The organism is Mesorhizobium sp. Root554, from assembly GCF_001427025.1.
Classification (GTDB): Bacteria; Pseudomonadota; Alphaproteobacteria; order Rhizobiales; family Rhizobiaceae; genus Mesorhizobium.
In genome coordinates, this window is the sequence record NZ_LMGA01000001.1 from 2,933,172 (window position 1) to 2,944,912 (window position 11,741).

An 11,741-nucleotide genomic window follows, 5' to 3' on the forward strand; every position below is an offset into this window, starting at 1 on the left:
ACCGCTTGGCCGGAAGGCAGGTCGCCTCCGCGTCCGTTGCTACTTCACGATAACCTTGGCGCCGACTTCGGCGCGGTTGTAGAGGTCGATGATGTCCTGGTTCATCAGGCGGATGCAGCCCGACGACATCGCCTTGCCGATAGAGTTCCATTCCGGGCTGCCATGCAGCCGGTAGCCGGAATCGCCGCCCTTGTTGAACAGGTACATGGCGCGCGCGCCGAGCGGATTGCTGAGCCCGGGAGGCATGCCGCCGGCCCATTTCGCCAGCTCCGGCTGGCGGCGGATCATCTCGCGCGGCGGCGTCCAGGTCGGCCATTCGCGCTTCAGCGCGATGCGGGCCGTGCCGTGCCATTCGAAACCCTCGCGGCCGACGCCGATGCCGTAGCGCATCGCCTTGCCGTCAGCCATCACCAGGTAAAGAAACTTCTCATTGGTATCGACGATGATGGTGCCGGGCTTCTCCTGGCTGTCGAAGCGGACGATCTGCCGGTGATATTTGCGCGGAACCTTGCTGATCGGAATGCTAGGCAGCCGGTAGCCTGCATCCGTGACCGAACCATAATTGTTGGTGAACATCGGCAGCGAGCCGATGGTGCTGCATCCGGAAAGCGCGGTCGCCAGCACAAGTCCGGCAACGATGGCCAGTGATTTCATCCGCATGAACTGTCCGCACCCCCCAAAATCCGTCGCAGCCCGATTCGAGCCGTCTTTTCGACATCATTCATGCTGGCATTTGCTTTGCTTGCCAAGCAGGCGATGCCTATATGCTTTCCCTTACGCATCGGTAAGCCGATACCTATGGTATTTCGGCAACAGGCTTCACGGGAATGTGAAGGAAAAACAATGAAGCTGCACTTCTTCTAACGGAAAGACGGCTTTGAAAAGGGCAAGGACCATGAATGTCGGAACTGCCGCCCGCCGGTCAGGACTGCCGGCCAAGACCATTCGCTATTATGAGGAAATCGGCCTGATCAGTCCGATTCGCGCCGGCAATGGCTATCGCGACTATACGGGCGACGATATCCACCGCCTCGCCTTCCTGCGCCGCGCGCGCAATCTCGGCTTTTCCATCGACGATTGCCGTCAGCTCATGGCGCTCTATCGTGACCGCAGCAGGGCCAGCCATGATGTCCGCGCCATCGCCTCGGCGCATGTCGCGGCGATCGAGGAAAAGGTGCGCGAGCTGCAATCGATGCGCGCCACGCTGCAGAAGCTCATCCACGCCTGCCACGGCGACGACCGCCCCGACTGCCCGATCCTGGAGGAAATGGCGGGGGAGATTTCCTGACGGAGCGGGTTCAAACCGTGAACAGAATCGGCCATACTGGGCCATGCCCATCGTTTCGCCGATTCTCGTGAACCCCCTTGTCGACGGCCGTCAGTCCGAGCGCGCCATGCTGGTCAGGCGCGGCGTGCAGCGCCTGCTCATGCAGATGGGGGCGCATGTCCTGCCCGAACTGTCGCTGGCCACCGGCCGCCGGGCCGATCTGGTGGCGCTGACCCGGCAGGGCGATATCTGGATCATCGAGGTGAAGTCCTCGATCGAGGATTTCAGGGTCGACCGCAAATGGCCGGACTACCGGCTGCATTCCGACCGCTTCTTCTTCGCCACCCATCCCGGCGTGCCGTCGGAGATCTTCCCGGCCGAGTGCGGCTTCATTCTTTCGGATGGCTATGGCGCCGAGATCATGCGTGACGCGCCGGAGCACCGCATGGCGGCGGCCACCCGCAAGGCGCTGATGCTGCGCATTGCGCGGGCAGGCGCGGCACGCCTGCTGGCGGCGGAACTCGCCGGCGTCTCGGTGCCGGCGCTGGAAGGCGAAAGCGAGTAGCTATTCGCCCGTATCGCCCACGGGTTTCGACGCCAGCAACAACACTGCCGCGCCGAGCGCCGCCGCGATCAGCGAGCCGGCCAGGATGCCGACCTTCACCGCATCCTGCAGCGCCGCATTGTCGCCGAAGGCGAGCAGGCCGATGAACAGGCTCATGGTGAAGCCGATGCCGCACAGCAGCGAAATGCCGACCATATGGATCCAGCCGGCATGGGCGGGCAGGTCGGCGAGACCGAGGCGCACCGTCAGCGCCGAGGCGCCGAAGACGCCGACCAGCTTTCCAAGCACCAACCCGGCGGCGACGCCCAGCGTCAGCGGTTCGATCAGATTCGAAGCGGAAAGGCCTGCCAGCGAAACGCCGGCATTGGCGAAGCCGAAGATCGGGATGACGAGGAATGGCACGGCTTTGTGCAGCGCATGTTCCAGCCGGTGCAGCGGTGAACGCTCCAGGTCGTGCGCCAGGCCGGGTGAAACGCGCAGCGGCACCGTCAGCGCCAGCGCCACGCCGGCCAGCGTCGCATGCACGCCCGATTTCAGCACCAGCACCCACAGGACTACGCCGAGGACCAGATACGGGATCAGCGAGAGAACGCCCATGCGGTTCATCGCGATCAGAATGGCGATGACGGCGAAGGCGCCGCCAAGATACGCGAGCGACAGACCGCTTGTGTAAAAAATGGCAATGATGATCACTGCGCCGAGATCGTCGATGATCGCCAGCGCCGTGAGGAACACCTTCAGCGAGGCCGGCACGCGGCTGCCGAGCAGCGACAGCACGCCGAGCGCGAAGGCAATGTCGGTGGCGGTGGGGATGGCCCAGCCCGGAAGCGCCGGCGCACTGTTGCGGTTGACCACGACATAGACGAGCGCCGGCACGATCATGCCGCCGACAGCTGCGATACCCGGAAGCGCCCGGCGCGGCCAGGTTGAAAGCTGCCCGTCCAGCACCTCGCGCTTGATCTCCAGCCCGACCAGCAGGAAGAACACCGCCATCAGCCCGTCATTGATCCAGTGCTGGATGCTGAGCGGGCCGAGATAGGCGTGCAGGGCGGCGAAATAGGGTTCCGCCAGCGGCGAATTGGCGACGATCAGGGCAAGCGCCGCGGCGACGATCAGGATGATGCCGCCAGAGGCTTCGCCGCCGAGGAATTCGCGGAAAACGGAAACCGGACGGCGATTTTCATTCGTCATGTCGGGCTCCCTCACGCCGGTTGCGGATGCAGTGAATCGGCGACGATGATGCGCAGGCCGGCTTTGGGAAGCAAGCGATGTAACCTACTCTCGGGTCATGCGGTAAAGAACTCAGCGTGGGGCGCGCTTGGCGAGGATCCGCTGCAACGTGCGCCGGTGCATGTTGAGCCGCCGGGCCGTTTCGGAAACGTTGCGCTCGCACATTTCGTAAACGCGCTGGATGTGCTCCCAGCGCACGCGGTCGGCCGACATCGGGTTTTCGGGCGGCGCGGCGCGTTCGCCGGAGGTACGGGTCAGCGCGGCGAAAACATCGTCGGCATCGGCCGGCTTGGACAGATAGTCGACGGCGCCGAGCTTCACTGCCGTGACCGCCGTGGCGATGTTGCCATAACCAGTGAGGATGACCGTCCGGGCATCTTCGCGCTTTTCGCGGATCGCCACCACGACGTCGAGGCCGTTGCCGTCGCCGAGCCGCATGTCCACGACCGCGTAGGCCGGTGGATTGGCGCGCGCCTTGCCGATCGCCTCCTCGACGCTTTCGGCCGTATCGACGATGAAGCCGCGCGTTTCCATCGCCCGCGCCAGCCGTGTCAGGAACGGCTTGTCGTCTTCCACGATCAGCAGCGACGTGTCGTCGCCGGTCACCATGCTGCCGCTGTTTTCTTCACCCGCCATGATCGGTCGTTTCCTGATGCCTTTTTATGACGCAGATATAACTCCGGAGGCCGAATGTCCAATTTCGCCGCATTTCAGGCGGTGTCGAACATCGGGCCTGTGGCCGTTTCGGGATGCAGGAAGACCTCGCGCGGCCAGCTGATGTTGACGATGGCGCCCTCGCCCAATCCGCTCGAATTGCGGAAATCGATCGTCGCGCCGGAGCGCTCCAGCAAAGTCTTGGCGATGAAAAGCCCGAGCCCGAGCCCTCCGCCCCGTTCCGCGCCCTGCCGGGTCGACATGTAAGGCTCGCCGATACGGTCGATGATCTCGGGCGGAAAGCCCGGCCCGTCGTCGATGATGGAGAACGTCACCTGCTCCTCGTTCCAGCTCCAGCGCACCGTGACGTTGGAGCGGGCGAAGTCGACGGCGTTTTCAACCAGATTGCCGAGACCGTAGATGACGCCGGCATTGCGCCGCCCGACCGGTTCCGGCCCGATGCGCTCGCCGGGCCGCAGCTTGATGGCGATGCCGAAGTCGCGATGCGGCGCGATGACCTCCTCGACCAGCGAGGTCAGCGGCAGGCGGGCGAGATGCTCCTCGCCCTCCGAGGAGAGACTGGTGAGGCGCTTCAGGATTTCGCGGCAGCGTTCGCTCTGCGAGCGCAGCAGCGTGACGTCTTCCCGGTATTTCGGATCGTCGCCCAGCGCCTTTTCCATTTCCCGCGCCACCAGCGTGATGGTGGCGAGCGGCGTGCCCAATTCATGCGCCGCCGCCGCCGCCAATCCATCCAGCGCCGACAAATGCTGTTCGCGCTGCAGCACCAGTTCGGTGGCGGCGAGAGCGTTGGCAAGCAGCCGCGCCTCCTCGGCGACGCGGAAGGCGTAGATGCCGGTGAAAGCGATGGAAGACAGCACCGCCATCCACATGCCGGCGACATAGATGAACGGCATCGGCAGCGGCGAGCCGTCATACCAGGGCAGCGGCAGGTGGAAGAACACCAGCAGCGAGGCGAGCGCCGTGACGATCGTGCCAAGAACCGCCGTCAGCTTCAGCGGCAGCGATGTCGCCGAAATGACCACCGGCACCGTCATCAGCAGCGAGAACGGATTGGTCAACCCGCCGGTCATGTAGAGCAGGCCGGCGAGTTGCAGGCTGTCGAACACCAGGATGCCCATCGCCGCCAAGGGCTTCAGCCGATGCGCGGCGGGGAAGCGGAACGCGAGCATCAGGTTCAGCCAGGCCGAGCAGGCGATCAGCCCGAAGCACAGGCCGACTGGCAGCGGGAAGCTCAAGCCGTAGGCGACGACAAGCACGGCCACGCTCTGGCCGACAATGGCCAGCCAGCGCAGGCGGATAAGGGTATTGAGCCGAAGCCGGTTGCTCTGCTGGAAATCCGGCGTGCGTTGGACGTTGATCATCCGCCTGCATTACAGCCTGGCGTGCGGGAACGCCAGAATGTGCGGTCCGGATCAGGTGCCGCGCGGCTTGGCGCGGCTGGTCGCCGCCGCCTCGAGCGGGTTTTCCGGCCAGACATGCTTGGGGTAGCGGCCGCGCATGTCGGCGCGCACGTCCGCCCACGAACCGCGCCAGAAACCGGGCAGGTCGCGTGTCGTCTGGATCGGCCGGTGCGCCGGCGACAGAAACTCCAGCGTCAGCGGCACCGTGCCGTCGGCGATGGCAGGGTGGCGGTCGAGACCGAACAACTCCTGCACACGGATCGAAAGCACCGGCCATTCGCCTTCATAGTCGATCGGGACGCGGCTGCCCGACGGCGCGTCGTAATGGATCGGCGCCAGCGCATCGACGCGCCGATGCAGATCGTAAGGCACGATCGACATCAGCCCCGCCGTCAGGGCTTCGCCCGGAATGGCTGCGAAGGAAGCCTTGCCGGTCAGGAACGGCAGCAACCATCTCTCCAGCGTGTCCAGCAGCGCTTCCTCCGACATGTCTGGCCATGGCGCGCCAATGCCACGCTGCAGCCAGGCAAGCCGGCGGCGCAGCGTCTGCGCTTCCTTGCCCCATGTAAGCAGCGACAGGCCGTGCTGGCGCAGGGCGTCGAGGATGGCGCGGTCGGCGGCTTCGCCTTGCGGCGGCGGCAGCATCCGTTCCGAAAGCAGAATGGCGCCGAGCCGCACCGTTTCGCGCACCCGTACGGCCCGCTTTTCCGGGTCGAAGGCGGTTTGCCCGTGCGTCTCGATGCGGCCGGCGAGTGCGGTGCGGATGTCGGCCTCGGCGATCGCCGCCGCCGCCGTGATGCGCGCATTCTGCGCCTTGCCCTGCATGTCGGCGACGACGAGATAAGGCTCGGCCGCCAGCGGATCGGATGCGTCGAGCGCGGCGCCTGAACCATTCGCCAGCACGAAACGCCCACGTTCCCCGCGTGCTTTCGCCACCCGGTCCGGCCAGGCATGCAGAAGGAGGGAGCCGGCCTCTATACCCTCCTCCTTGTGGGGAGGGTCCGACCGTAGGTCCCGGGCCGGGGCGCGGGGCGGTAAAGCCCGCGCCAGCCTTTCCGCCAGTTGCCGGGCGGCATTGGCGCGAGGCGACCGGTCCGCGCGAAACCGCATCAGCCGCCGTTCCAGATCGGCGCTGTCCCCGCCTAGGCCGCGCTCGGTCAAAAGCACCGCAAGTTGAGCCGCCTCGCCGGCATGACCGGTCTTCGCTGCTTCCGCCACCATATGCGCCAGCCGTACCGGCAGCGCCAGCCGGCGCATGGCAGCGCCGGCCTCGGTGAGCCGGCCTGTGTCATCGATAGCGCCGAGCGTCCCCAGCAGCACCCGCGCCTCGTTCAGTGCCGGCGCTGGCGGCGGATCGAGAAAGGCGAGGCTTGCCGGGTCGGCGACGCCGAACGCGGCGCAATCAAGCACCAGGCCGGACAGATCCGCTTCGAGGATTTCCGGCGGCGTGAAGGCGGCGAGCGCCGAGGTCTGCTCCGCCCGCCACAGGCGGATGGCGACACCCGGCTGCGTGCGTCCGGCGCGGCCGGCGCGCTGCTCGGCCGAAGCGCGGGAGACGCGGACCGTCTCGAGCCGCGTCAGGCCGCTCGCCGGTTCATATTTCGGCAGCCGCGACAGGCCGGAATCGATCACCACGCGCACGCCTTCTATGGTGATGGAGGTCTCGGCGATCGCCGTCGCCAGCACCACCTTGCGACGTCCCGCCGGCGCCGGCTGAATGGCGGCGTCCTGCGCTTTGCCGTCGAGCATGCCGTAGAGGGGGACGACATCGACGTCGCCGCCGACACGTCCTTCCAGCCTCTCGGCTGTCCGTTCTATCTCGCGCTGGCCGGGCAGGAAGGCGAGTACGCTGCCGTTCTCGTCGGCCAGCGCCATGCGCACCGCCTTGGCCATCGCGTCCTCGATGGCTTCACCCGCGGGTCGCTCGCTGTAGCGGACCTCGACGGGGAAGCTGCGCCCTTGGCTCTCGATCACCGGCGCCCCCGCCAAAAGCCGCGCCACCCGCGCGCCATCGAGTGTCGCCGACATGACCAGGAGGCGAAGGTCCGGCCGCAACGCGCCTTGCACATCCAGCGCCAGAGCCAAGCCGAAATCGCCATCGAGCGACCGCTCGTGGAACTCATCGAAGATGACTGCCGAAACGCCGGGCAGTTCCGGATCATCAAGGATCATGCGCGCCAGCACGCCTTCGGTGACGACGAGGATTTTCGTGCGGGCCGATGTGCGGTTTTCCATCCGCATCGCATAACCGACCGTGCCGCCAGGCTCTTCACCGAGCAGCATCGCCATGCGCCGCGCGGCGGCGCGGGCCGCCAGGCGGCGCGGTTCGAGAAGCACGATCCGGCCTTCACCAATCCACGGTGCATCGAGCAGCGCGAGCGGCACCAGCGTCGTCTTCCCGGCGCCGGGCGGCGCCACCAGCACGGCACTGTTGCGGCCTTCCAGCGCGGTCCGCAGCGCCGGCAGCACCGCGGTGACGGGAAGGTCGGGAAGGTCAGGCAAGCTCATCGCTCGATCGTTCGCATGGCGCGCGAGCCCATAGCAGCGCTGGCGCCGTCCGGCAAATGCCCCGCCGACAAGGAGCGCTCAACCGGGATGCGCCGGCTCGCCTCGATGGCGCCTATTTCCCCGGATCGATCCAGCCATTGGGCGGCGCGAAGCCGGCCATCGCGTCCTCAGGCCCCCAGCTTCCCTGCTTGTAGACAGGCGGTGGCGTCTGGTCGTCAAGCACCGGCCCGACGATCCGCCAGGCGATTTCGCTGGCGTCCTGCCGGGTGAACAGCTCGCTATTGCCGTTCATGGCGTCGCCGATCAGCCGCTCATACGGCTCCATGTCGCCCTTGGCATCGTCCACGGCGGTCAGTTCGACCTGCTCGCCGACCATCTCGTCGCCGGCCGCCTTGCGCCGCGCGCCGATACCGATCGACATGACCGGGGCGATACGAAAACGGACGTAGTTGCCCTCGTTGCGCTTGAACTCGTCGAAGACAGGCAATGGCGGACGCTTCAGTTGAACCACCACCTCTGTCGCATGCACCGGCAGGCCCTTTCCGGCGCGGATGAAGAACGGCACATCCTTCCAGCGCCAGGTATCGACGAAGAAGCGCACGGCGGCGAAGGTCTCGACCGGCGAGTTCGGCCGCACGCCGGGCTCCTTCAGGTAGCCTTCGAACTGGCCGCGCACCACGTCGTCCCTGGTCAGCGGCCTTATCGCCTTCAGCACCTGCACCTTTTCGTCGACGAGGTCGTCAACCGTTCTCCCCGGAGGCGGCTCCATCGCCAGTAGCAGCATGACATTGAGCAGATGGTTCTGGATGACGTCGCGGATCGCGCCGACCTCGTCATAGAATTTGCCGCGGCCCTGCACGCCGAAATTCTCGGCCATGGTGATCTGCACGCTCTCGACATAGTTGCGGTTCCAGATCGGCTCGAGGAAGGAATTGGCGAAGCGGAAATAGAGCAGGTTCTGGATCGCTTCCTTGCCGAGGTAGTGGTCGATGCGGAAGATCGCCTTTTCCTCGAAGACGATGTGCAGCACGCGGTTCAGCCAGCGGGCCGATTGCAGGTCGCGGCCGAAGGGCTTCTCTACCATCAGCCGGGCGCCTGTGGCGCCGCCGGATTGTTCGAGGCCCTGCACCACCGGCTCGAACATGGAAGGAGGCACGGCGAGATAGTACAGGGGGTGCCGAAAACCGGACAATGCCTCCTTCAACGCGTCGAACGTCGCCTGATCGCGGTAGTCACCGCTGACGTAGCGCAGCAGGCCTTTGAGTTTCTTGAATATCTTGTCATCGACCTTGCCGAAGGCGGCCTTGATGCCATCATGGGCGCGCTCGGCAAGCTGCTCCACACTCCACTTGTCGTAGGCAATGCCGACCACCGGCTCCTTTAAAGTCCCGCGGGAAACCATCGCGTAAAGCGCCGGAAAGATTTTCTTGTGCGCCAAATCGCCGGTTGCGCCAAACAACACCAGCACGTCGGATCGTGGTTCGCTCATGTCCTGCCGCCCTGGATTACTTGCCGGATTTCGGCTTGAGGCCTGTCTTCGGCTTTTCGACATGGCCGCCGAAGGCGTAGCGCATGGCCGAAAGCAGCTTGTCGGCGAACATGGATTCGCCCTGTGAGGAGAAGCGGTCGAACAGCGCCGACGACAGGACCGGTGCGGGAACGCCGGTATCGATTGCGGCCTTCAGCGTCCAACGTCCCTCGCCGGAATCGGAAACCCTGCCGCCGAATTGCTCCAGCGCCGGGTCGGCCTTGAGCGCGCCCGCGGTCAGGTCGAGCAGCCAGGAGCCGATGACGCTGCCGTGCCGCCAGACTTCGGTAACCGCCGGGAGATCGATGTCGAACTGGTAATATTGCGGCTGCGCCAGCGGGCTGGTCTCGGCGTCGGCCTCGCGCTTCTTCTTGCCGGCATTGGCCGCCTTGAGGATGTTGATGCCCTCGGCGTAGGCGGCCATGACGCCATATTCGATGCCGTTATGCACCATCTTGACGAAATGGCCGGCGCCGCTTGGCCCGCAATGCAGATAGCCGAGTTGTGCGGTGCCTGCCTTGGGATCGGGCGTTGCACTCCCGTCGGCTCCTGGCGCCAGCGTGGCAAAGACGGGGTCGAGATGCTTGACCGCGTCGTCCGGCCCGCCGATCATCAGGCAGTAGCCGCGCTCCAACCCCCAGACGCCGCCACTGGTCCCGACATCGACATAGCGTATGCCCTTGCCGGCGAAGGCTGCCGCCTGGTCAACCGCGTCGTGATAGTGGGAATTGCCGCCGTCGATGACGATGTCGCCTTCCTCCATCAGCGCCGCCACCTGCCCGGCGATCTTGGCCGTGATGGCGGCGGGCAGCATCAGCCAGGCGCTGCGCGGCTTGGACAGTTTGGAAACGAATTCCTCCATGGAGGAAGCGCCGATCGCGCCGTCCTCGACCAGGGCCGCAACGCTTTCCGGATTGATGTCGTAGACGACGCACTGATGTCCGTCGCGCAGCAGGCGGCGCACCATGTTGGCGCCCATCCTGCCCAATCCCATCATCCCGAGCTGCATTGGGTTCTCCGTGTTTGGTGGGTCCGGTGGCGGACGAATGAGACTTCGAGAATCGGCATCAAGCCACACGAATATGAAGTTTCGATGCCGCCTGCCGGTCTGGCGGACCGGTCAGTCAACACCGATAGGACATAGACCACAGGACGGGATTTTCCAATGGAGTGATGGAGACGAGCCGGAACCCGCCTACATCAGCCAAAGATAGAGAATTCTTCCTAGTGCGCCCAGGAGCAGCACGAAGGCGGCGATCGACTGAATGAAAAATCCCGGATAGCGCTTCAGGGGCGCCGACAGGTAGCCGGTGAAATACAAGATCCGGCCGATCAGCCATAAGAATCCCAGCCCGGCCGCCCAGGTCGGACTGCAGTAGATGGCGAACAGCCACAGCGAGGGAAGGAAAACGGGGAGCCATTCGATCGTATTCGAATGGGCCCGGATCGCCCGTTCAAGCAAAGGGTCGCCGGTCATGGCCGGTGCCAGTATGCCGGTCTTGGAATGCATTCTCGCCACGGTGAGCGCCATGCCGAATATGAGCAGGCTGCAAAGCAGGGTGACGACGGCCACAGGATAATATTGTTCCATCATGGCTCTCCTCCATGCCATGCCGGAAGACAATCAGAGGTGAAGTCCATCCGCAAGCGTCTGCGCCACCGCTCCTGACGGAAGATGTCACCACCCATGCCGCCGCGGGGCCAATCAGGTGGGCGCCAAAGAAAAAGCCCCGCACGATGTACGGGGCTTTTTGCTGAAACTGGTGCCCAGAAGAGGACTCGAACCTCCACGCCTTGCGGCACACGGACCTGAACCGTGCGCGTCTACCAATTCCGCCATCTGGGCTGGTGCGCGCTGATGTAAGCGGGCCGGACTGGCCTGTCAACGCGCTTTTTTGCCGGCGCTTGCCGCTCCGCAGGTGCCCCGGCGCTCAGCCTTCCAGCACTTCCTTGGAGGCGACGGTGGAATCGGCGTTGAGCTTGTAGACGATCGGCACGCCGGTGCCGAGTTCCAGCTTGACGATCTCCTCGCCCGAAATCCCCTCCAGCGCCATGATGAGCGCGCGCAGGGAATTGCCGTGCGCCGCCACCAGCACCGTGCCGCCGCAGAGCACATGCGGCTGCATGACATGCATGTAGTAGGGCCACACGCGCGCGCCCGTGTCCTTCAGGCTCTCGCCGCCGGGCGGCGGCACGTCATAGGAGCGGCGCCAGACATGCACCTGCTCCTCACCCCATTTCTGGCGAGCGTCGTCCTTGTTCAGGCCGGAGAGGTCGCCATAGTCGCGCTCGTTCAGCGCCTGGTCGCGAATGGTCTTGAGATTGCTCTGGCCGACCGCGTCGAGAATATGCTGCGAGGTCTTCTGCGCCCTTATCAGGGCCGAGGTGAAGGCGATGTCGAATTTCATCCCGCGCGCCTTCAGCTTCTGGCCGGCCGACTTCGCCTCCTCATGCCCCCGCTCGGTCAGATCGACGTCGCGCCAGCCGGTGAACAGGTTCTTCAAATTCCATTCGCTCTGGCCGTGGCGGACGAGCACGAGGGTTCCCGACATGTTTTGCTCCCTTGAC

The 11,741-nt window shown here is 65.2% G+C and carries 11 protein-coding genes and 1 tRNA gene; 2 read left to right on the forward strand and 10 right to left on the reverse strand.

The window, feature by feature from the left end:
- Positions 1-39: 39 nt before the first annotated feature.
- Positions 40-660, reverse strand: a complete 621-nt coding sequence (locus tag ASD44_RS14320) for a L,D-transpeptidase (protein ID WP_056113274.1) — start codon at positions 658-660, stop codon at positions 40-42.
- A 235-nt stretch (positions 661-895) separates the two neighbouring features.
- Between ASD44_RS14320 and cueR the strand changes: the two genes are divergently transcribed.
- Together cueR and ASD44_RS14330 are read left to right on the forward strand one after the other, a co-directional pair.
- Positions 896-1,288 (forward strand): Cu(I)-responsive transcriptional regulator, encoded by a 393-nt coding sequence (cueR, locus tag ASD44_RS14325; protein WP_056113275.1) that lies wholly within the window; start codon positions 896-898, stop codon positions 1,286-1,288.
- Positions 1,289-1,331: 43 nt separating this feature from the next.
- On the forward strand, positions 1,332-1,832 hold the full coding sequence (locus tag ASD44_RS14330) for an MmcB family DNA repair protein (RefSeq protein WP_056113278.1): 501 nt from the start codon (positions 1,332-1,334) through the stop codon (positions 1,830-1,832).
- Here ASD44_RS14330 and nhaA read toward each other — a convergent pair whose 3' ends face one another.
- The 9 genes from nhaA to ASD44_RS14375 form a co-directional block, all read right to left on the reverse strand.
- Positions 1,833-3,023, reverse strand: a complete 1,191-nt coding sequence (nhaA, locus tag ASD44_RS14335) for a Na+/H+ antiporter NhaA (RefSeq protein ID WP_056113281.1) — start codon at positions 3,021-3,023, stop codon at positions 1,833-1,835. It lies immediately after the preceding gene.
- A 111-nt stretch (positions 3,024-3,134) separates the two neighbouring features.
- Positions 3,135-3,698 (reverse strand): ActR/PrrA/RegA family redox response regulator transcription factor, encoded by a 564-nt coding sequence (locus tag ASD44_RS14340; RefSeq protein WP_156459854.1) that lies wholly within the window; start codon positions 3,696-3,698, stop codon positions 3,135-3,137.
- 74 nt (positions 3,699-3,772) lie between these two features.
- Positions 3,773-5,098, reverse strand: coding sequence for an ActS/PrrB/RegB family redox-sensitive histidine kinase (locus ASD44_RS14345; protein ID WP_056113284.1), 1,326 nt, complete (start codon positions 5,096-5,098; stop codon positions 3,773-3,775).
- A gap of 51 nt (positions 5,099-5,149) precedes the next feature.
- Positions 5,150-7,645, reverse strand: coding sequence for an ATP-dependent helicase HrpB (gene hrpB, locus ASD44_RS14350; protein WP_056113285.1), 2,496 nt, complete (start codon positions 7,643-7,645; stop codon positions 5,150-5,152).
- Positions 7,646-7,757: 112 nt separating this feature from the next.
- Positions 7,758-9,134: a glucose-6-phosphate dehydrogenase gene (zwf, locus tag ASD44_RS14355; protein WP_056113288.1), complete on the reverse strand. Its 1,377-nt coding sequence runs from the start codon at positions 9,132-9,134 to the stop codon at positions 7,758-7,760.
- Between the two features lie 16 nt (positions 9,135-9,150).
- The gene (gnd, locus tag ASD44_RS14360; protein WP_056113291.1) at positions 9,151-10,182 is read right to left on the reverse strand and encodes a phosphogluconate dehydrogenase (NAD(+)-dependent, decarboxylating); all 1,032 of its coding nucleotides are present in this window, start codon (positions 10,180-10,182) and stop codon (positions 9,151-9,153) included.
- A 186-nt stretch (positions 10,183-10,368) separates the two neighbouring features.
- Positions 10,369-10,764 carry an MAPEG family protein gene (locus ASD44_RS14365; protein WP_056116247.1) on the reverse strand — a complete coding sequence of 132 codons (396 nt, stop codon included), beginning with the start codon at positions 10,762-10,764 and terminating at the stop codon, positions 10,369-10,371.
- Between the two features lie 170 nt (positions 10,765-10,934).
- Positions 10,935-11,019, reverse strand: a tRNA-Leu gene (locus ASD44_RS14370).
- Between the two features lie 85 nt (positions 11,020-11,104).
- Positions 11,105-11,725 carry a 2,3-bisphosphoglycerate-dependent phosphoglycerate mutase gene (locus ASD44_RS14375; RefSeq protein WP_056113294.1) on the reverse strand — a complete coding sequence of 207 codons (621 nt, stop codon included), beginning with the start codon at positions 11,723-11,725 and terminating at the stop codon, positions 11,105-11,107.
- Between the last annotated feature and the right edge of the window lie 16 nt (positions 11,726-11,741).